Below are 20,102 nucleotides of genomic sequence, written 5' to 3'. Positions count from 1 at the left end.
GCAAGGAGGCCAAATATGACCACGTCATCAATCCGGCGGGATACGTCACACGACGACATCCCCGACCCGCTCGCGTGGCGGGACAAGAAGCGCTACCTCTGGCTCCTCGGCCTCATCCCGTCGACCGCCATCTTCATCGCGATCGCCCTCGTCGCCGGCACCAACGCCCTGGCCGCACACTTCGACAACCCGATCCTCAACGTGCTCCGAGCGCTGACGCCCGTGCTGTTCTGGGTCGGCCCGCTCCTGGTCTACGTCTTGCTGCCGATCCTGGATGTCTTCTTCGGGCCCGACGGCTCCAACCCTCCCGACGAGATCATGGAGCAGCTGGAGAACGACAAGTACTACCGGTACTGCATCTACGCCTACGTCCCGTTCCAGATCATCAGCCTGTTCATCGCCGGTTACCTCTGGTCGGCCAGTGATCTCAGCTGGCTGGGCTTCGACGGCGGTCTGAGCCTGATCTCGAAGATCGGTCTCGCCTTCTCGGTCGGTGCTATGGGTGGCATCGGCATCAACACCGCCCACGAGCTCGGCCACAAGAAGGAGAGCTTCGAACGCTGGGCGTCGAAGGCCGCGCTCGCGCAAACCTTCTACGGCCACTTCTTCATCGAGCACAACCGCGGCCACCACGTCCGCGTCGCCACCCCCGAAGATCCGGCCAGCTCGCGCTTCGGCGAGACGTTCTGGGCGTTCCTGCCGCGCAGCGTGTGGGGCAGCCTGAAGTCGTCGATCGAACTCGAGCGCACCCGCCTCAAGCGCGCTGGCAAGTCCTTCTGGCACCCCAGCAACGATGTGCTCAACGCCTGGGCCTTCTCGATCGTCCTGTGGGGCGCCCTGCTGGCCATCTTCGGCATCGGCATCCTGCCGTTCCTGCTGATCCAGGGCATCTACGGATTCTCGCTGCTGGAGACGGTGAACTACCTCGAGCACTACGGTCTGCTCCGGCAGAAGACGGCCAGCGGCCGCTACGAGCGCTGCACCCCGCAGCACAGCTGGAACTCCGACCACATCTGCACGAACATCTTCCTGTACCACCTGCAGCGACACAGCGACCACCACGCCAACCCGACGCGGCGCTACCAGGTCCTGCGCAGCTTCGACGAGGCGCCGAACCTGCCCAGCGGCTACGCCAGCATGATCACGCTGGCCTACTTCCCGCCGGTGTGGCGCAAGGTGATGGACCACCGCGTGCTCGACCACTACGACGGTGACATCACCAAGGTCAGCATCCAGCCCAGCAAGCGGGAGAAGATCCTCGCCAAGTACGAGGTGAGCGCGTGAGCTCATACCGCTGCCCGGTCTGCGAATACGTCTACGACGAGACGACCGGCGCCCCCCGCGAAGGCTTCCCCCCCGGGACGCTGTGGGCCGACATCCCTGATGACTGGGCATGCCCCGACTGCGGCGTCCGCGAAAAGATCGACTTCGAAGGAGTATGACGATGGACTTCAAGCTCTACCAGTGCGCACAGTGCGGATTCGAGTACGACGAGGAGCTCGGCTGGCCCGAAGACGGCATCGAGCCGGGCACCCGCTGGGACGACATCCCCGACGACTGGAGCTGCCCCGACTGCGGTGCCGCCAAGAGTGACTTCGACATGGTCGAGGTGGCCCGCTCGTGAGCACCGCCCGAGTCGTGATCGTCGGCAGCGGTATCGCCGGCATCACGGCGGCGGAGAGCCTGCGCGCGGCCGGGTTCACCGGGCCGGTCACCGTCATCGGCGAGGAACCGGCACTGCCCTACCGCCGCACCGCGCTGTCCAAGGACCTGCTGGCCGCGGACCTGTCCGACGACAAGATCCGCTTGCGCAAGCCCGAGTTCTGGGCCGAGCGTGACATCGAGATCATCACCGACTGCGTGATCGCGCAGATCGACGCCGACGCCCGCGAGGCCGTCGCCGGCGATGGCCGCCGGTTCGCCTACGACGCGCTCGTCCTCGCGACCGGGGGCCGGCCGCGCAGCGTCGACGCGGTCGACCCGGCCGTGCCGACCCTGCGCCACCATGCCGATGCCCTGACGCTGCAGGAACGCCTCGCCGGCCAGCCCGTCGTCGTCATCGGCGGTGGCTTGATCGGATTGGAGATCGCCGCGTCGGCCGCCGCCGCGGGCAGCCCGGTCACCGTGTTGGAGGCCGCTCCCTCGGTGCTGACCCGCGTCATGCCCGACGAGGTGGCCGCAGCGCTCATCGACTTGCACAGCCAGCACGGCGTGCAGATCAACACCAGTGTCGAGATCGCGCAGGCGACGCCCGACACCGTGACGACCACCGACGGCGCGGGGTTCGCCGGAGTCGTCATCTCCGCTATCGGCATGGTGCCCAGTACGGCACTCGCCGAAGGGGCCGGCGCCACGGTCGGCCCCGCGGGAGTAACGGTCGACGAAGACCTGCGGACCGATGTGTCCGGCGTCTACGCGGCCGGTGATGTCGCCGCCCGTCCGCATCCGCGGACGGGCGAGCCGACTCGCGCGGAGCAGTGGATGACCGCCACCGAGCACGGCAAACTCGTCGCGACGACGATCGCCGCCGACCTCGGCCTGGACGCCGAGCGCGCCGACGTGCCGCGCGTGCCGCTGGCCTGGACGGTCCACTACGGCCGAAACGTGCAGCTGGTCGGATGGCCGGGCGCCGCCGACCGCATCGAGGTCGACGGTGACATCGCCGGGTTCGACGCGACGGTGCGCTGCTACGACGGGGATGACCTGGTCGGCGCCGTGTGCCTGGGCCGCCCGGCGGCCGGCCGTGCGCTGCGCACCGAGATCGAGCAAACACTCGCAGCCGAGGTGGTCGCATGACCGAGACCTATGCGCAGGCCAGCCGCTCGCTGCTGCGCAACTCGCTGCTCGACGGCCTGCGCGGGCTGCTCCTGGAGCGGGATTGGTCGGCGGTGCGCATGTCCGACGTGGCCGCCGCCGCAGGCGTGAGCCGCCAGACGGTCTACAACGAGTTCGGCACCCGCTACGGCCTTGCGCAGGCGTACGCCCAACGTCTGGCCGCCCAACTCGCCGCCATCGTCGGCGCCGCGCTCGACACCCACCCCGGCGACATCCCGGGCGCACTGTATGAGGGCTTCGCGCTGTTCTTCACCGACATCGCCCTCGATCCGATGATCGCCTCGCTGCTGGCCGGCGACGCGAATCCCGATCTACTCCGGCTGATCACGACAGATGCCGGTCCGCTGATCACCACCGCGTCGGAGATTCTGCATCAGGCTCTGGCCGACTCGACGTGGCTGAACATGTCCTACGACGACGCCGAGCGCATCGCGCGCACGCTGACTCGGATGGCATTGAGCTACGTGGCGATGCCGCCGGAGGGCGACCGCGACGTGGCAGCCGACCTGGCCGCCATCATCGGCCCGGCGATCGAGTCGGCGCGGGCCTAAGCGTCGACTGACGCCTCCGCTGACGCCGCGTCGGCAGAATCGGGCGGCGTATCCGACGGCGCACCCTCCCCCGCCTTGCGCGACAGCTGTTCGTTCGCGTAGCGGAAGATCACGGCGACGGTCGCTACGACCGGCACGGCCAGGAATGCTCCGGCGATGCCGAACATCGATCCACCGAGCATCACCGACAGCAGCACGATCGCCGCGTGCAACTCCATCACCTTGGCCTGCAGCCAGGGCTGCAGCACATTGCCCTCGAGTTGCTGGACCAGCAGGATCACAACGAGCATGATCACTGCGGCGACCCACCCCTTGCCGACGAGCGCCAACAACACCGCCAGGGCACCGGCGACGACGGCACCGACGATCGGCACGAAGCCCGCGATGAAGGTGATCACGGTGAGCGCCCCGGCCAGCGGCACGCCGATGATGAAGAGCGCCGCGCCGATGAAGGCGGCGTCGATGAAACTCACGATCGCCTGGGTGCGGATGAAACCCGAGAGCGTGGTCCAGATCCGGGCGAGCAGGTCGGCCAGGTGCGCGCCGGCGCGATCACCGCTGGTGCGCCGCAGCCACGGCAAGAACTTCTCACCGTCCTTGAGGAAGAAGAACAACAGGATGAGGACGGTGAAGACCATCATCACCGTCGACATCGCCGTGCTCACGCCGTTGACCGCACCGTGGGCGATCGAGCCGGCGCTGTCCTTGATCTTGTCCTGCAGGGTGTCGAGCGTGCTGGAGATCTGGTCGTCGCCGATGTTCAGCGGCGGGCCCTGCAGCCAATGCTTGGCCTTGACGATGCCCTCGGCCGCCTTCTGGCCGATGGTGGTGGCCTGGCTCGCCACCGACGGCACGATCCCGGCCACGACGCCGACCAGCACGAGGATGCCGGCGATCGTCATGATGGCGGCCGACGGCGCGTCCTTGACTCCGCGGCGCCGCAACCACGCGACGCCGGGCCACAGCACGGTCGCGAAGAGCAGGGCGAGGGCCACCGGCATGACCCCGGACCACACCTTGCCGAGAATGATGCCGATCACCCACAGCAGCGCCAGGACGGCGATGATCTGAATCGACACGCGGGCCGCACTCGCCAGCCAATCGCCGGCGACGTGCAGACGGTCGCGCGAAGCCGCGTTGTCGGCATTCGTCCCGTTGTCGGACGTCGGATCGGGCGTCGGGTCGCCGTCGGAAATCGTTGCATCACTCGTCACCCGCGCATTGTCACACAGAACACCCGTCGCGACCGGCCGTAGGTGCCGGTCACCGCGATGTCGGTTTTCCGCCAGCCACACGGTCGTCACAGGTGTCAGAGTGGAGGACATGACGACGACCCTGGACTTCGAGCGCTGCTACCGTGCGCTGGAGTCCCGTGACGCGCGATTCGACGGCCAGTTCGTCGTCACCGTGTCCAGCACGGGGATCTACTGCCGGCCGTCGTGCCCGGCGCGCACGCCCAAGCGTGCCAACGTCGCTTTCGTCCCCACCGCCGCCGCGGCGCAACGGCAAGGGTTTCGCGCGTGTCGGCGATGCGTCCCCGACGCCGTGCCCGGGTCCCCTCGCTGGGACCATGCCGCCGACGTCGCCGCGCGTGCGATGCGCCTCATCGCCGACGGAGTCGTTGACCGCTCCGGCGTCACCGGGTTGGCAGCCATGCTGGGCTACTCACCGCGTCAACTCGAGCGGATCCTCACCGCCGAGTTCGGCGCCGGTCCGCTCGCATTGGCGCGCGCGCAACGCGCCGCCAACGCCCGGGTGCTCATCACCCGCACCGACTTGGCAATGACCGACATCGCCTACGCGGCCGGGTTCGCCAGCGTCCGGCAGTTCAACGACACCATCCGATCGGTGTTCGACGCCTCCCCGTCGCAATTGCGTCGGACAACTGTGACCCGCGCCCACTCCGACGGGCACGTGTCACTTCGCCTTCCGTTCCGCGCGCCGCTGAACCAGCAGTGGTTGCAATGGCACCTGCGCGCACACGCCATCCCCGGCCACTCGACGCCGACGCAGCGGATTCTCGAACTGCCCCACGGCCCCGCGCTGGCGGGGATCGCGTTTGCCGACGACCATGTGCAGCTCACGCTGCACCACCTCGATCTGCGCGACCTGGGTACCGCCGTCAGCCGTGTGCGGCGCCTCCTCGATCTTGATGCAGACATCGAGGCGATCGACGTGGCACTGTTCGACGGTCCGCTCGGCGCACTCGTGCGGGCCGCCCCCGGTGTACGGGTTCCGGGTAGTTGCGACCCGTTCGCGTCAGTCGTTTCGACGATGGTCGGACAGCAGATCAGTACCGCCGCCGCTCGGACCCACCTCGCCCGCCTCGTTGCCGAACTCGGCGAGCCCACGCCCTGGACCAGCGAAGATGACCCCGTCCGCCGCTTCCCGACACCGGCGGCCATCGCCGAATCCGGCGCTGACGTCCTGCGGGGACCGCGACGGCGAATCGACGCGATCGTCGCCATCGCGCGGGCCGTCGCCGACGGGGAGATGGAACTGCACGCGGGGGTCGCTGCGTCTGATTTACGTGTCGCCTTGTTGGCGCGCCCCGGAATCGGCACTTGGACCGCGGACTACCTCACCATGACGGTGGCCGGCGATCCCGACATCCTGCTCGACACCGACTTGGTCGTGCGCAACGCCGCGGCCCAGCTCGGCGTCGGCGCAGCTGCACTTGCTGACACCGCACCGTGGCGCTCCTACGCGTCGATGCACCTATGGCGGCACGCGTTGCTCGCCACGCCCGACAAGACCGACGAAGGAGACCTCCGATGACCGCAACCGCGGCAAGCCTGACCACCACCACCCCGAACGGCCCGTTCACCGTGATCCACGACGACGGCACAGTCCTGGCGTCGGGCTGGACCGACGACCCCGGCTACCTGATGGCCCTGGTCAACCCGCGCCTGCGCCCCGTCGACGAACTCGTGTCCGACCAAAGTGGCCACCCCGGCCAAGCCATCCTCGACGCCATCACCGCCTACTACGACGGTGAGCCCGGCGCCGTCGAGGAGATCGCCGTCGAACAGGGCGGCGGGCCGTTCATCGAGCAAGCCTGGAAGGTGCTGCGAACCGTTTCCCCTGGCGAGACTCGCACCTACACCGCGTTCGCCGAGATGGCCGGCAACGCCCAGGCCGTCCGCGCCGCGGCACGCGCCTGCGCCACCAATGCCGCAGCCCTGTTCGTCCCGTGCCATCGCATCCTGCGCACGGACGGCTCGCTGGGCGGCTTCCGCTACGGCCTCGAGATCAAGCGGTGGCTGCTCGACCACGAGGCAGTGGGCTAACGTTTGGCCGGTGATCACAGGTGAGCAGAAGCGGAAGGTCGACGCGGTTTGGGATGCGTTCTGGACCGGGGGAATTTCCAATCCGCTGGAGGTGATGGAGCAGATCACCTACCTGCTGTTCATCCGCGGCCTCGACGACGAGCAGGCCAACGCGCTCAACAAGGCGAACCTGACCGGCCGGCCGATCGAGGGCAACCCGTTCCCCGTCGATCGGGACGAGTTGCGCTGGTCGGTGTTCAAGAACCTTGCGCCCGCAGAGATGTTCCGCGTCGTCGACGAGGAGGTGTTCCCGTTTATCAAGTCGATGCGCGACGAGGAGTCGACCTTCAGCCACTTCATGAAGGATGCGCGCCTGGCGATCCCGAATGCGGCGATGCTGGCCAGGGTCGTCGACCGCCTCGATGAGCTCGAGATGCGCGACCTCGACACCAAGGGCGACATCTACGAGTACATGCTCGCCAAGATCGCCGCCGCCGGCCAAAACGGGCAGTTCCGCACGCCGCGCCACATCATCAAGCTGATGGTCGACATGATGGCGCCGACACCGCAGGACGTGATCGTCGATCCCGCGTCGGGCACTTGCGGCTTCCTCGTTGCCGCGACCGAGTACATGCGCGAGCACCACCGCGCCGAGATCAACTCCGGCGCAGGATTCGACCATTTCCACAACCGCATGTTCCACGGCTTCGACTTCGACAACACGATGCTGCGCATCGGTTCGATGAACATGCTGCTGCACGGCGTCGAGAACCCCGACATCCGCTACCGCGACTCCCTCGCCGAGGCCAACACCGGCGACGCCGACACCTACTCCTTGGTCCTGGCCAACCCGCCCTTCTCCGGCAGTCTCGACTACGAGTCCACGGCCAAAGACCTGCAGGCGATCGTCAAAACCAAGAAGACCGAGCTGCTGTTCGTCGCCCTGTTCCTGCGCCTGCTCAAACCCGGCGGCCGAGCCGCGGTCATCGTCCCCGACGGCGTCCTCTTCGGCTCCACCAGAGCACACAAGGAACTACGCCGAATGCTCGTCGACGACCACAAACTCGACGCCGTCGTCAAACTCCCCTCCGGTGTCTTCAAGCCTTATGCCGGGGTGTCGACGGCCATCCTGTTCTTCACCAAGACCAACTCCGGCGGCACCGACCACGTCTGGTTCTACGACGTCGCCTCCGACGGCTTCTCGCTCGACGACAAGCGCCAACCCCTCGACACGACCGATCTTCCCGACGTCCTCGAGCGCTGGGCCCACCGCGACGGCATCGAGCGAGACCGCGCCCGCACCGAGCAGAGCTTCACCGTGCCCCGCCAGGAGATCGCCGACAACGACTACGACCTCTCCCTCAATCGCTACAAGGAGATCGTCCACGAAGAAGTCGAACACCGCTCCCCCGAGGAGATCCTCGACGAACTTGACCAGCTCGAAACCGAAATCCAGCAAGGCTTGGTTGAACTACGCCAGATGCTCGCCGAAGGCACGAGATGACCTGGCCGAAGGTCCAATTGGGCGAAGTCTGCGACTTCCTCGATCGTCGACGACGACCTGTGAAGGAGGCAGACCGTGCCGCTGGCCCGTATCCTTACTTTGGCGCTAACGGGCAGCAGGGAACCATCGACGGCTTCCTTTTTGATGAGCCCCTGGTACTGCTTGCAGAGGATGGTGGACACTTCGACGATCCCCAACGAGGAATCGCATACGGCGTCGAAGGGAAGTGCTGGGTCAACAACCACGCACACGTGCTCCGTCCCAAGCCTCGGATCGATGTTCGCTATCTCGCAAGGGTGCTTGAGAACCGAGATGTCACGCCATACGTCACGGGAACCACCCGGGCAAAATTAACGAAGTCAGGTGCTGAGAGGGTCGAGATCCCCCTCCCACCCCTCCCCGAGCAACGCCGCATTGCCGCCATCCTCGACCATGCCGACTCCCTCCGCACCAAGCGGCGCGCAGCGATCGAAGCGTACGACGAACTCCGACGGTCGACGTTCGCGCGGATGTTTGACGACCCGAGTCGGAACGCCTTCGGGTTCCCACTTGTGACGATCGGCGATCTCGTCGACAGCACGCAATATGGCACCTCAGAGAAGTCAGGCGACGCCGGCGAGTTCCGCGTTCTGGGCATGGGAAACCTGACCGTCGATGGGCGCATCGACCCGACCGGATCGAAGCTCACTGACCTCGCAGCCGATAAGTTTGAGCGATACACAGTTCGCCGAGGCGACCTGCTCTTCAATCGCACGAACAGCCCGGACCTGGTCGGAAAGACCGCGGTGTACGGCTCCGACGTCCCGATGGCGTACGCGGGTTATCTCATCCGCGTCCGCTTCAACGACGAAGTCGACTCGCACTACGTCGCGGGATACCTCAACTCCGGGCACGGCAAGACCGTTCTCCGAAACATGTGCAAGAGCATCATCGGAATGGCCAATATCAACGCCAAGGAGATGCAGAAGATCCGCATACTGCGACCGCCATTTGAACTGCAGCATAAGTACGCACGAGCCGTCGAGGCGATCGAGTCGAGCAGATGGGCAATGTTGAACGAACTCACCCAACTCGACGCCCTCTTCTCCTCCCTCCAATCCCGAGCCTTCCGAGGTGAACTCTGATGACTGCCCCGACTTGGGACCAGTACATGGCCCCGGCGCTTCGATTCCTGCTGGACGGCGAGATCAAGCGGCTGCGTGAGATAGTCCATGCTGCAGGCGATGGGTTGGCGTTGACCGCTCAGCAGCGGGAGATCGTGATTCCCTCGGGCCAAGAGCAGTGGCTCAATCGCGGTAACTGGGCGATCTCGTACTTGAATCGCGTGGGTGCGATCGAACGAACCAGTCGTGCGCACTACCGGATCACCGATGTCGGCCGAAAGCTGCTCGCTGACCACCCCGACGGCATCACCGAGAAGAACCTCCGAGCCCTCGCCGGTGAAGTGACTGCAACGCACACATGGAAGCTCTTCCCGACAACGCCCGGAAACACAGCCGAACAGAACTCAAACGACGACGACGCTGCCATGCTCGCGCCGCGAGAGCAGATCGACCAGGGCATCAAGCGAATCAATGCCGACGTCGCGACCGACCTGTTGGACCGCATCCTCGCTCAGGATCCAGCCTTCTTCGAGAACGCCGTGCTCAAACTCCTCGTCGCCATGGGCTACGGCGGCGCCGAGGGCACCGCGGTCCGGACGCAGACTTCAGGCGACGGCGGCATAGACGGGACCGTCGACCAGGATGCCCTTGGCCTTTCGCGGATCTATGTCCAGGCGAAGCGCTACGGCGCCGACAACATCGTCGGACGCCCAGCGATCCAGGGATTCGTCGGCGCGCTGGCCGGCAATCAGGCACATCAGGGTGTCTTCATCACGACGAGTCGGTTCAGCGCCGACGCCCGCGCGTACGCAGATTCCGTGACGGCGCGTGTCGTCCTCGTCGACGGTGACCGCCTGACGCGCCTGATGATCAAGTACGGCGTCGGTGTCCAGGTGAAGGACACCATCAAGATAGTCGAGGTCGACGAGGACTTCTTCGACGACGTGTGACTCGCGTGACCCCTGTGGCGTTCCGCGGAACGCATAGGGGTCATATCGACGACAAACTCAGCCGTCGATCCCATCCCGGTAGTCGATCCCGCCCCGATAGTCGTAGTCGAACCCCATCGCGCTCCACCATTCGCCTGCGAAAGCTGTGACCGTTTCGCATGCCCAACTTGCGCACGCGGCCGACAGGAGAAGGTTCGGGTACCAAGGGTGGGTATCGGGCGGCATCAGCGGATTGGGAGCGATGCGACTCCTTAGTCCTTTATCGACGCGGCGTACCTTGTCGTCCCATTGGGTCTCGGGCTTGTAGTGCACGAGCGTGTGCCTCAGCTTCACCAACAGATCGACACTCTGGCCGGGTTCCCGGCCCCGGTCAACCGCAGGCCTGTCGACGAGGACGCTCACGGCGGAGAACTTGTCAATTGGGCTCACCCTCTCGATCCCGTCTTTCCAGACCCCTCCGATCCGATGGATCTCGGTCTCGGAAAGTGGACTCAGTCGCGATGGAAGCTGAGAGCCGTGTTTGTGGTCGGCGGCATCCTGACCGACTTCGTTGACCAGAGCCTCCAGGAATGCAACCGCGCTAAATACCGATGCGACGCACAATGAGCGCTGCCTCAAGTCAACGCCCTGGTGTCGAATTGACAGGAGCTCTTGCTCCCGACGAAGGCATTGCTCCGCCGTGTATTCGGCAGACCAGAGGTGCGTTGCGGCGAAATACTCCCGAACACCTAGCGAGAGGGTGAGCCCCGAGGTGGAGGCGGTGAGCGGTGTCGGTTCGAGTTCAAGAGCTATCACTTGTGGTTCTGGCGGCGGTTGCTCGTCATCGGACACGACGCAATTCTGCCAGCGCACTCGACGCGGTCGTCAGTGTGACTCGCGTGACCCATGTGGCGTTCCGCGGAACGCACCCAGCCGCGTCTGTCGGACCGTCGCGATAGGTTCAGCGGCTCTCCACAAGGAGGGCATTGAACCCGAATCATGGAGGCGACATCGATGAATGATCCCAACGACAGCACGGCAGATGAGCAGGCGAACGCGGACGATTGGGACCCCGCGGATATTCCGGCGCTGGTGTGCAGCCCACCGCGTTCGGAGTGGTTCAAGGAGCCGATCAAAGGGCCGAATGGGGAGGACATCTACCCCGACTGCGGCCCACCACGAAGTGAGTTTCTCCGCTGACGAGAGGCCTAGGCCGCGACGCTCACTGCCTCGCCTTGCTGCTCAGCTTCCTTGGCCCCCTCGTTGCGGAGGCGTTCACGGCGGTCCCACACTGCGTAGATGACCTCGGTTGCGTAGCCCAGGTCCATCGGTCCGTTGCCTTCGGGCGTAAGGGCATTGCCGTGGACTCGGGCGTCGGGGTACCAGCTGGGCGGCTTGGTCATCGGCGGCGCGGGCTTAAGTTCGCTGCCGGCCTTGGTTTGGAAACGGAAGCGCTGCTTGCCCAAGGCGATGATGACGAAGTCGCCCTCGTGCAGGCCGCGGTGGTGATTGCCGCAGAGCAGGATCAGGTTGTCCGGGTCGGTGGTGCCGCCCTGCGACCACGGCTTCACGTGGTGGATGTGTAGGTGGTGGGTGCGTTCACAGCCGGGCGCCTGGCACGTCACGTCGCGTTGGGCAATCATCCGCGTCAACGCTGCCGATGGGAAGCGCTGCTTGCGGCCCCACCACAGCACCGGACCCATCTGCGGACCTGTGCTGTAGCGCGATTGGTCGTGGCCCACCGCCCGCGTCGAGGCGCCGCACCGCAACTCCTCGTGCTGGTCGTCGGTGAGCGCAGGGCCACGGTCGAGATGGGCGTGACCGTCGCCGGTCACCAGATCAGGCGTCTCGTGGACGAGGATCTCAGCACCGGGCGCCACCTGCGGGATGTCGATCGCGTCGAACACCGTGTCAGCCATCGCCACCAGGGCCGGTGCGATGTTCGACGGCACGCTGCGCCACAGGTCTCGGCGCGGCTTGGGGGGCTTGTCGCCACCCGAGTTGCCGGCCTCTACGGTGTCGTCCACCTCTGTGGCGGTTCCCTCTGCACAGTTGCCAATCACGCCGTCGTTTGCCTGCTCGTCAGCGGTTTGGGGCGCAACGGGGAGGTCAGGATCACCAGCGGTTCGGGTGCGCTCGTACTCGGCGCGCACGAGGCCGGCGAGCACGTGAGCGGCGTCGACCGGGTTGAACTTCACGCTCATCGCCAGCGAGCCGTCCTCGTTCCACCGCCACGTCCCGTAGGACTCGATGGGCTTGGGCCCGACGTTGCCGAACTCGTCGGGTTCCTCCTTGTTCGTGGTGCCGTCAGGGTCCTGGTTGCGGTCGATGGGGCCCATCGCCGCGACGAACCGTTCCAACTGCGACGCGGTGGACGACAGCGCCAAGTTGAGCAACTCGGGTTCACGTTCCGGTGTAGCGACCCGCGTCAAGGCCCGCACTTTGGAGAACGACAGTTCCCCGGCCAGTAGATGCTCACGGGTTTTCGGCAAGTCCTCCAGTGCACGGGCGACCCGGATGTGTTCCTGGGCGGTGCGCCGGTTCATCCCGGCCCGCCACGACAGCCACTGCGCGCACGAGTTCATGCCCGGCCCGAACCAAGCGCCTCGACGGTCGAACTCGGCCAGGTACTGCAGGAACTTTCCGGTCAGCGCAGCGATCTGGGCGGCGTACCCGAGCACGCGCGCCTCCAAGTCGTCGTCGGAGAGTTCGGCGGCGAGCGCATCGTCGAAGATGTCGGTGGTGGTTCCCATCGTTCCCCCTAGAACTGGTGTGCCATTTGCTCAACTCTACGACGAGGGTCTGACATCGATGACCAGCAGAAACGCCGGATTCTGATGGGGCGAAAGTGATGCATGAGGCGTTCCGCGGAACGCATTGTCTCTCGAAGTGGGCAGAACGGGGCTATCCATTGCTGATCCGACATCGATCGCCAGATGAACATCACCCACTGTCGGGCTAGCGGGGACTTCTTTTCTTCCGGGGCTTGATCGTCGGCACTTTGAGGTTGGGCACGGACCGCATCATGAACTGATCGAAGTGCGGGACCGTGAAGGCGGCGTAGCCATGGCTGGGCGTGTACAGGAGGCCCTTCTCGATCAGCGTCGACCGCGTCGGAGCGCACTGCTGCGACGTGCGCCCCAGCAGCTTGGCGACGTCACCGGCGAGCTGAGGCTCGGGGCCGAGCTCCGCCATCGCGCGCATGTACGCCTGCTCGAGTTCGGTTGCGCGGTCGAGGCGGACGCGAAAGAAGCTGGAATCGAGCTTGGCCTCGTATGTCGGCTGAGCTTCGATTACATCGGCCAGTGTGATCGTGGGTCCGTCGGCGACGCCCCAAACGGCATACCCGAGTTCCTGCAGGAAGTACGGATAGCGGCCTGTGAGTTCGAGCGCAAAGTCCAGAGCATCATCGTCGTAATTCGCATCCTCACTGCGCGCGGCTCCGTCGAGTGCCGTTCGCGCATCCGAAGCGCTCAACTCGCCGATGGATGGGAACTTGAACAGGCGTTCAGCGTACGACTTGGCTTCGCCAGCCAGCTCGGCGATCTGAGGTAGACCAGCCGCGACGAGGGTGACAGGCAGTTCACGCTGCACACACTTGTGGATAGCGGCGATGACTGCTTCCAACTGCTCTTTCCTGAGGAACTGAACTTCGTCGAAGACGAGGACCAGGCCCTTGTCCTTATCCTGAGCAGCTTCCCCAACGGCGGTCAGGAGGGCAGTCAGGTCGAGTGTGAGGTCGCCAGTCTGGGCCGACTCGTCGTCGTAGTCGGAGACCTCCCAACCCGCAGTCAACTGTCCGTTGGCATCGACGGTGAGAGTGAACGATCGCAATACCGCTGCAGCCCGTTTGCCTCTTTCACCCCACCGCGCTCGCGGAGAGATACTCAGGAGGGCCTGCCGGACGGTCTGGCCGATCTGGCGCCGGAAGTACGCGTCGTCGTGCTTGCTGATCTCGAGGTCCACGATCGCCCAACCGCGGTTGCTTGCCCGCTTCTGAAACTCGCGGAGCAGCACGGTCTTTCCTACGCCGCGCAGTCCGGTGACGATCAGCGATTGCTCGGTGCGCCCCTTCTCAAGGCGGGCCAGCAGTAGTTCGAAGAGCTGAACCTGGTCGTCGCGTCCAACTACCACCGCCGGCGTCGCGCCAGCGTTCGGTGTGTAGGGGTTCCTCAGCGGGTCCATAGCAAGAGTTATAGCAGTTTATTGCGAGACTATAAACCCTAATAACTCTTGCAACTTTGCCGCGCGTCGTCGGTGATGGCAGCCCCTCTGCCGATCGCCAAAGTCAAAGTCCAACGAAATTTGACTTTGGTTTGACCTTCACACTGTCACCCGACCGCGCTATGGTGTCCGGCTCGCCTCCCGTGCGGGCAGAGCTGTGAAAAGATCGTGACCGGAGGAGGTGCCGACGATGCAGCCGAACCGCTCGCCGGCGGGGAACTTCGAGTTCCTGCGCGCGGAATGGCCGCACATCTACGACGGTGCTGTGCGCGCCGAGCGCGTCGTGAACTTCGACCCGCGTACGGCCTATTTCCAGGCCCGCCGCGCGGTGGAGTTGACAGTTAAGTGGCTCTACGTCGCTAACGACATCCCCACGCCGTACCGAAACGACCTCGCCGCCCGCCTCCACGACCCAGCCTTCCAGGCGATTGTGCCGCCCAACCTGCGGCAGAAGATGGACCTGATCCGCCGCAGAGGCAACGAGGCGGTCCACGACGAAAAGCCGATCGCGGTCGCCTCCGGTGTCCGGCTGGTGGAGGAACTGTTCCACATCATGTCGTGGCTCGCGCGCGAGTTCGCGTCGCAGCAGTCAGACCGGCCCGACCCGCGGACGCAGTTCGACCCCAACCGCCTGCCCAAGCCCGGCGCCGGCAACGTCGCCAAGACTATTGCGCAGATCCAGGCTCTCAACGCGGAGATGGAGGCGAAAGACGCCGCTCTTGCCAAAGCCAACGCCGAGCGCGACGACCTCGCCGCCCAAGTCGCCGCCCGCGACGCCGCGATTTCCCAGCAGCAAGCGGCATTCGACGCCGACAAGGCCTCGACCGACCAACTGATCGCCAAGCTGCGCGCACAGGTCGCCGCGGCGCACGCAAGCGCCGCCAAGCCCGACACCCACGACTACAACGAAGCGCAGACCCGCACCGACCTCATCGACCTGCTCCTGCGTGAAGCGGGTTGGGCCCTGACCGACGAACGAGACCGTGAATACCCGGTCGTCGGAATGCCCACCGTCGACGGCGGGTCGGGCAACGGCCGCGTCGACTATGTGCTGTGGGGCGACGACGGTCTGCCGCTGGCCGTCGTCGAGGCCAAACGCACGTCCACGGACCCGCAGGCGGGCAAGCACCAGGCCAAGCTGTACGCCGACTGCCTGGAGCAGATGATGGGGCAACGCCCCATCATCTTCTACACCAACGGCATCGAGATCTACCTCTGGGACGACACGCGCTACCCGCGGCGCCTCGTCGACGGCTTCTACACCCGCGACGAACTCGCACTCGCCATTCAGCGGCGCCGCACCCGCAAGCCGCTCGCCGACGTCACCATCGACGACTCCATCGTTGAACGCCACTACCAGCGCAAGGCGATCCGCAACGTCACCGCCCACTTCGACGACGACCACGCTCGCGCAGCGCTGCTGGTCATGGCGACCGGATCGGGCAAGACCCGCACCGTCATCGCCCTGGCCGACCTCCTGATGCGAGCCAATTGGGTCAAGCGGGTGCTATTCCTCGCCGACCGCAAAGCACTGGTGCGTCAGGCGGCCAACGCCTTCAAGTCGCACCTGCCCGACGTCACCACCGTCAACCTGCTCACCGAGAAAAACACCGACGGGCGCGTCTACGTCAGCACCTACCCGACGATGATGAACCTCATCAACGAGTTCGACGGCGGTCAGCGCCGCTTCGGCCCCGGACACTTCGACCTCATCGTCATCGACGAGGCGCACCGCTCGGTCTACCAGAAGTACCGCCGCATCTTCGAGTACTTCGACGGCTACCTGCTGGGCCTCACCGCGACACCCAAGGACGACGTCGACTTCAACACCTATCAACTGTTCAACCTCGAAACCGGTGTGCCCACCGACGACTACGGCCTCGATGAGGCAATCAAAGACGGCTACCTCGTGCCGCCGAAGGCATGGCCCGTACCGCTGGCCTTCCCGACACAGGGCATCCGCTACGACGACCTCTCCGACGAGGAGAAGCAGCGGTGGGAGTCAACCGACTGGGGCGACGATGTCGACGACGACGAGTTCCCCGACACCGTCGGCGCCGAAGCTGTCAACCGCTGGCTATTCAACACAGACACCGTCGACAAGGTCCTCGAAGTCTTGATGACCCACGGCCACCGTGTCGCTGGCGGCGACCGGCTCGGCAAGACAATCGTGTTCGCGAAGAACCAGCGCCACGCCGACTTCATCACCGAGCGCTTCGACGTCAACTACCCGCAGTACAGGGGGCAGTTCGCCGCGGTCATCACTCACGCGGTCTCTCACGGTGAAGACCTGATCGAGAAGTTCTCGCAATCCGAATCAATGCCGCAGATCGCGGTCTCGGTCGACATGCTCGACACCGGGATCGACATCCCCGATGTCGTGAACCTTGTGTTCTTCAAGCCGATCCGATCCAAGACGAAGTTCTGGCAGATGATCGGCCGCGGCACCCGTTTGCGCCCCGACCTGTACGGGCCGGGCGCGGACAAGAAGGACTTCCGCATCTTCGACGTGTGCGGCAACTTCGACTACTTCCAGGCCAATCCTGAGGCCGCCGAGAGCCGTGCCGTTACGTCACTATCCGAGCGGCTGTTCACCACGCGCACCGATGTCGTCTACGCCTTCGATCGAACCAAGGTGAGCAGCCCGCTGCGCGACGAGATCGCCGACACCCTGCACACTCAGGTCGCGGGCATGAATCTGGATAACTTCCTCGTGCGGCCCAAGCGTCGCCAGGTGGAGACCTATTCGCAGCGCACGGCGTGGAGCGAACTCGACGACGCCGCGGTGCGCGAGATCGTCGAGGAGCTGGCCGGTCTGCCGACCTCGGTCACCGACTCCGACGAACTGGCCAAGCGCTTCGATCTGGTCGTGCTGCGCACCCAGTTGGCGGTCTTGGAGGGCGATCAGACGACGCTGGAGCGCCAGCGCGGGGTCATCGTCGGGCTCGCCGAGCGCTTGCTCGACGAGCTGACCATCCCGAAGGTCAAGGAGTCAGAGGGCTTCCTGCGCGAGATCGTCACCGACGAATGGTGGGCCGACGTCACCCCGGAGATGCTGGAACAGGTGCGTAAGCGCCTACGCGGGTTGGTCCGGCTCATCAAGCCCGGCGAACAGAAGATCGTCTACACCGACTTCGCCGACGCGTTCCTCGGCGACGTCGAAGAGGTGCACTACGAGCTGGTCCCCCCGGGCACCGACAGGGAACGCTTCCTCGCCAAAATGCGTGACTACCTGAACCGCCAGCCCGACAACCTCGCGCTGCAGAAGCTCAAGACCGGTAAGCCCCTAACCTCGGCCGACCTGGGATCGCTGGAGACTTTGCTGGCGAACAGCGGCGCCGGGTCCGACGAAGAGCTGGCGGCGGCAGTCTCCGATGCCAACGGTCTGGGCAGATTCATCCGGTCCCTCGTCGGTCTCGACCGTCACGCGGTCAACGAGAGGTTCGCGGCTTTCCTGGCCGAGATCAACGCGACCGCCCAACAGAGCGACTTCATCGGTCTCGTCGTCGACTATCTGACCCGCAACGGTGCGATGGACGTCGGACAGCTCTACGACCCGCCGTTCACCGATACGGCACCACAGGGCCCCGACCAGGTCTTCGAGATGGATCACCTCCGCCGCCTCAAGATGGTGATCGACGACATCGACGCCACCGCCGACAACGTGACGGCCTAGCGTCCCGATTTTGTCCGACCTCCCTGCGATGATCGCGACATGGCTACTTCTGGGATCGTCGCGCTCGTAGTCCTGGCGCTGGTGGCGGGCTTCGCCATGGGCTGGTCCGTGCACGCTGCCCGATCGGCGCCGGCCCTCGCGGCGGCGCAGGCCGAGTCCCGCGCCGTTCGCGATGCCGCCGATCTGACGTCGCGCGCCCTCGCATCGGCGAGTGAGGACGCCGCCCGACGGCAGTCGGTGGCAATCGGGGCGTCGGTGAACCAGGTGGTCGGACCGCTGCACGAGTCGCTGCACCGGCTGGCCGAGCAGGTGCAGCGCACCGAGCGCGACCGGATCGGCGCCTACGCCGGCCTCTCCGAACAGGTGCGCGGCATGGCGCAGGCATCACACCGCCTGGGGATGCAGACCCAGGCTCTGACGAACGCCCTGCACACGCCGCACTTGCGCGGCCGGTGGGGCGAGATGCAGTTGGAGCGCGTGGTGGAGCTCGCCGGGATGACTAAGCACTGCGACTTCTCGACGCAGGTGAGCACGGCGACGCCGGACTCCGCGGTCCGGCCCGACCTCGTCGTCCACCTCGTCGGCGACCGCCACCTCGTTGTCGACGCGAAAGTCCCGCTGCACGCGTATCTCGACGCACTGGCGGCCACTGATCCCGACCAGCACGACCGCCACTTGGCCGACCATGCCCGAGCGGTCCGGTCACACATCGCGACACTGTCGGCCAAGTCGTATTGGGCCGCCTTCGACCCCAGCCCGGAGATGGTCGTCATGTTCCTGCCCGGCGACCCGATCCTCGAGGCGGCCGCACGTGCCAACCCCGAGATCTTCGACTACGCCTACTCGCGCAACGTCGTCCTCGCCACGCCATCGTCGCTGATCGCGCTGCTGCGCGCGGTCGCACTCGGCTGGCAGCAGCAGTCGATTACCGACGAGGCGAAGACGATCCACGCGCTGGGCAAAGAACTGGCCGGGCGCCTCGGCAGCGTCCTGTCACAGCTCGACCGCCTCGGTGCGAGCCTGGGCAAAGCCGTGGAGTCCTACAACGCTACGGTCGGGACGGTCGAGAACCGCCTCGGTGTCACCGTGCGCAAACTGAGCGAGCTGGACACATTCGAGTCGGCGGACCTGCCCGAGCAGCCCCGCTTGTTAACGGCGGAAATCAGACAAACGGCGGCGAGTACTTCCTCACAAACGTGAGTCCTGACACCGACATAGGCGTTCGGTTACCGGTAAACACCCCCCGACCCGGTACCGTTGACTCGTGCGTTTCCTCGAATCCGGCCCCGACGTGCCTCTTGCAGAGCAGTCGGCAGATCCCTCGCGGCGCGGGGTGCCGTGGTGGGGCGCGGTCGTCATCGCCTTCGGATTCGCCATCGCCGGCATCGCCGTCGACTCGCTGGCCGCCCGCGCTTTCGGCTTCGACGGCGGTATCAATGCCCGTCAGATCGGTTTCGCCATCGGATGCCTGGTCGCGGCTCTCACCGTCCGCAACCGAGCCCTGTTCACGGCGGCCGTCCAACCGCCGCTGGTCGCCGTCGGCGTGGTGATCCTGCGCGTCATCGGCGTCAAGGTGAAGGGCCTGGTGACCAGCGCCAACGTGCCTGAGTTGAATTCGTTGCTGATCAAGCAGGTCTTCTCGTTCTCCAACGACTTCCCCGTCATCCTGTTCACCTTCCTCGCGTCACTCACCGTCGTGTTGGTCCGGTGGTGGCGCTACAACACGGCCCGTCGTGCGGAGCCACCCGCGGCGGCGACAACTGTGGAAGGGTCGAAGACGGGAACGGCCAAGGCCGGAAGCGGACCTATCAAGCGCGCGGCCGCACCGAAGCCCGAGTCCGCAGCGGCACGGGCCAGTCGGGCCGCCGCTGCCGCTCAACAGAATCCGGCCCAGAACGAACCTGCACCGCGCGGCGACACGCCGACCCGACGAGTCCGTCCCACCGGCGAGCCCGGGTTCCGCGCCGCGCCTGCAGTCATCCCCCGCGGTCGCGCGGGCGATGCGGCCGTC

18 protein-coding genes are annotated in these 20,102 nt (G+C 65.7%); 14 read left to right on the top strand and 4 right to left on the bottom strand.

Features of this window, described 5'->3' with window-relative positions; genetic code table 11:
* The first annotated feature begins 15 nt into the window (after nucleotides 1–15).
* From B4L26_RS00765 to B4L26_RS00745, 5 genes are read left to right on the top strand one after another with little or no spacing between them, the layout of a single operon-like run.
* Complete coding sequence (locus tag B4L26_RS00765) at nucleotides 16–1,284, top strand: alkane 1-monooxygenase (protein ID WP_290714636.1); 1,269 nt, start codon at nucleotides 16–18, stop codon at nucleotides 1,282–1,284.
* Nucleotides 1,281–1,442: a rubredoxin gene (locus B4L26_RS00760; RefSeq protein ID WP_290714633.1), complete on the top strand. Its 162-nt coding sequence runs from the start codon at nucleotides 1,281–1,283 to the stop codon at nucleotides 1,440–1,442. Before B4L26_RS00765 ends, B4L26_RS00760 begins: the two co-directional genes overlap by 4 nt.
* The gene (locus B4L26_RS00755) at nucleotides 1,439–1,624 is read left to right on the top strand and encodes a rubredoxin (protein WP_290714630.1); all 186 of its coding nucleotides are present in this window, start codon (nucleotides 1,439–1,441) and stop codon (nucleotides 1,622–1,624) included. Before B4L26_RS00760 ends, B4L26_RS00755 begins: the two co-directional genes overlap by 4 nt.
* Nucleotides 1,621–2,796, top strand: coding sequence for an NAD(P)/FAD-dependent oxidoreductase (locus B4L26_RS00750; RefSeq protein ID WP_290714627.1), 1,176 nt, complete (start codon nucleotides 1,621–1,623; stop codon nucleotides 2,794–2,796). Before B4L26_RS00755 ends, B4L26_RS00750 begins: the two co-directional genes overlap by 4 nt.
* On the top strand, nucleotides 2,793–3,386 hold the full coding sequence (locus tag B4L26_RS00745) for a TetR family transcriptional regulator (RefSeq protein WP_290714624.1): 594 nt from the start codon (nucleotides 2,793–2,795) through the stop codon (nucleotides 3,384–3,386). Before B4L26_RS00750 ends, B4L26_RS00745 begins: the two co-directional genes overlap by 4 nt.
* On the opposite strand, the gene B4L26_RS00740 is transcribed toward B4L26_RS00745, so the two are convergent.
* Nucleotides 3,383–4,600: an AI-2E family transporter gene (locus B4L26_RS00740; RefSeq protein ID WP_290714621.1), complete on the bottom strand. Its 1,218-nt coding sequence runs from the start codon at nucleotides 4,598–4,600 to the stop codon at nucleotides 3,383–3,385. The genes B4L26_RS00745 and B4L26_RS00740 overlap by 4 nt on opposite strands.
* Nucleotides 4,601–4,709: 109 nt before the next feature.
* Here B4L26_RS00740 and B4L26_RS00735 point away from each other — a divergent pair, with 109 nt between their 5' ends.
* The 5 genes from B4L26_RS00735 to B4L26_RS00715 are packed head-to-tail and all read left to right on the top strand — an operon-like array spanning nucleotide 4,710 to nucleotide 10,212.
* Nucleotides 4,710–6,164, top strand: a complete 1,455-nt coding sequence (locus B4L26_RS00735) for a DNA-3-methyladenine glycosylase 2 family protein (protein WP_290714618.1) — start codon at nucleotides 4,710–4,712, stop codon at nucleotides 6,162–6,164.
* Complete coding sequence (locus B4L26_RS00730; RefSeq protein ID WP_290714615.1) at nucleotides 6,161–6,676, top strand: methylated-DNA--[protein]-cysteine S-methyltransferase; 516 nt, start codon at nucleotides 6,161–6,163, stop codon at nucleotides 6,674–6,676. The genes B4L26_RS00735 and B4L26_RS00730 overlap by 4 nt, the downstream gene beginning before the upstream one ends.
* Before the next feature lie 10 nt (nucleotides 6,677–6,686).
* The gene (locus tag B4L26_RS00725) at nucleotides 6,687–8,159 is read left to right on the top strand and encodes a type I restriction-modification system subunit M (RefSeq protein ID WP_290714612.1); all 1,473 of its coding nucleotides are present in this window, start codon (nucleotides 6,687–6,689) and stop codon (nucleotides 8,157–8,159) included.
* Nucleotides 8,156–9,283, top strand: coding sequence for a restriction endonuclease subunit S (locus B4L26_RS00720; RefSeq protein ID WP_290714609.1), 1,128 nt, complete (start codon nucleotides 8,156–8,158; stop codon nucleotides 9,281–9,283). The genes B4L26_RS00725 and B4L26_RS00720 overlap by 4 nt, the downstream gene beginning before the upstream one ends.
* Entirely contained in the window at nucleotides 9,283–10,212 is a 930-nt protein-coding gene (locus B4L26_RS00715) for a restriction endonuclease (RefSeq protein WP_290714606.1), read from the top strand. The genes B4L26_RS00720 and B4L26_RS00715 overlap by 1 nt, the downstream gene beginning before the upstream one ends.
* A gap of 57 nt (nucleotides 10,213–10,269) precedes the next feature.
* On the opposite strand, the gene B4L26_RS00710 is transcribed toward B4L26_RS00715, so the two are convergent.
* Nucleotides 10,270–11,043 (bottom strand): hypothetical protein, encoded by a 774-nt coding sequence (locus B4L26_RS00710; protein WP_290714603.1) that lies wholly within the window; start codon nucleotides 11,041–11,043, stop codon nucleotides 10,270–10,272.
* Between the two features lie 162 nt (nucleotides 11,044–11,205).
* Here B4L26_RS00710 and B4L26_RS00705 point away from each other — a divergent pair, with 162 nt between their 5' ends.
* Entirely contained in the window at nucleotides 11,206–11,391 is a 186-nt protein-coding gene (locus B4L26_RS00705; protein ID WP_290714600.1) for a hypothetical protein, read from the top strand.
* A gap of 8 nt (nucleotides 11,392–11,399) precedes the next feature.
* Here B4L26_RS00705 and B4L26_RS00700 read toward each other — a convergent pair whose 3' ends face one another.
* Nucleotides 11,400–12,944: an HNH endonuclease signature motif containing protein gene (locus B4L26_RS00700; protein ID WP_290714597.1), complete on the bottom strand. Its 1,545-nt coding sequence runs from the start codon at nucleotides 12,942–12,944 to the stop codon at nucleotides 11,400–11,402.
* Between the two features lie 205 nt (nucleotides 12,945–13,149).
* The gene (locus tag B4L26_RS00695; protein WP_290714594.1) at nucleotides 13,150–14,376 is read right to left on the bottom strand and encodes an ATP-binding protein; all 1,227 of its coding nucleotides are present in this window, start codon (nucleotides 14,374–14,376) and stop codon (nucleotides 13,150–13,152) included.
* 229 nt (nucleotides 14,377–14,605) lie between these two features.
* On the opposite strand from B4L26_RS00695, the gene B4L26_RS00690 reads away from it, so the two are divergent.
* The 3 genes from B4L26_RS00690 to B4L26_RS00680 form a co-directional block, all read left to right on the top strand.
* Entirely contained in the window at nucleotides 14,606–18,091 is a 3,486-nt protein-coding gene (locus B4L26_RS00690; RefSeq protein ID WP_290714593.1) for a DEAD/DEAH box helicase family protein, read from the top strand.
* Nucleotides 18,092–18,130: 39 nt separating this feature from the next.
* Entirely contained in the window at nucleotides 18,131–19,291 is a 1,161-nt protein-coding gene (locus B4L26_RS00685; RefSeq protein ID WP_290714591.1) for a DNA recombination protein RmuC, read from the top strand.
* A gap of 64 nt (nucleotides 19,292–19,355) precedes the next feature.
* The coding region (locus tag B4L26_RS00680; RefSeq protein WP_349680473.1) for a DUF6542 domain-containing protein at nucleotides 19,356–20,102 on the top strand (747 nt) is incomplete at its 3' end.

Source organism: Gordonia sp. UBA7599, assembly GCA_002477755.1.
Taxonomy (GTDB): Bacteria; Actinomycetota; Actinomycetes; order Mycobacteriales; family Mycobacteriaceae; genus Gordonia.
Note: the sequence above shows the minus strand (reverse complement) of the source record. Positions and strands in the feature narration are given on the sequence as shown.

What these genes read in the sequence shown, in the direction of transcription:
- B4L26_RS00765 (WP_290714636.1), top strand. Translation starts at nt 16, where the DNA reads ATGACCACGTCATCAATCCGGCGGGATACGTCACACGACGACATCCCC.
- B4L26_RS00755 (WP_290714630.1), top strand. Translation starts at nt 1,439, where the DNA reads ATGACGATGGACTTCAAGCTCTACCAGTGCGCACAGTGCGGATTCGAG.
- B4L26_RS00745 (WP_290714624.1), top strand. Translation starts at nt 2,793, where the DNA reads ATGACCGAGACCTATGCGCAGGCCAGCCGCTCGCTGCTGCGCAACTCG.
- B4L26_RS00735 (WP_290714618.1), top strand. Translation starts at nt 4,710, where the DNA reads ATGACGACGACCCTGGACTTCGAGCGCTGCTACCGTGCGCTGGAGTCC.
- B4L26_RS00730 (WP_290714615.1), top strand. Translation starts at nt 6,161, where the DNA reads ATGACCGCAACCGCGGCAAGCCTGACCACCACCACCCCGAACGGCCCG.
- B4L26_RS00720 (WP_290714609.1), top strand. Translation starts at nt 8,156, where the DNA reads ATGACCTGGCCGAAGGTCCAATTGGGCGAAGTCTGCGACTTCCTCGAT.
- B4L26_RS00715 (WP_290714606.1), top strand. Translation starts at nt 9,283, where the DNA reads ATGACTGCCCCGACTTGGGACCAGTACATGGCCCCGGCGCTTCGATTC.
- B4L26_RS00705 (WP_290714600.1), top strand. Translation starts at nt 11,206, where the DNA reads ATGAATGATCCCAACGACAGCACGGCAGATGAGCAGGCGAACGCGGAC.
- B4L26_RS00700 (WP_290714597.1), bottom strand. Translation starts at nt 12,944, where the DNA reads ATGGGAACCACCACCGACATCTTCGACGATGCGCTCGCCGCCGAACTC.
- B4L26_RS00695 (WP_290714594.1), bottom strand. Translation starts at nt 14,376, where the DNA reads ATGGACCCGCTGAGGAACCCCTACACACCGAACGCTGGCGCGACGCCG.
- B4L26_RS00690 (WP_290714593.1), top strand. Translation starts at nt 14,606, where the DNA reads ATGCAGCCGAACCGCTCGCCGGCGGGGAACTTCGAGTTCCTGCGCGCG.
- B4L26_RS00685 (WP_290714591.1), top strand. Translation starts at nt 18,131, where the DNA reads ATGGCTACTTCTGGGATCGTCGCGCTCGTAGTCCTGGCGCTGGTGGCG.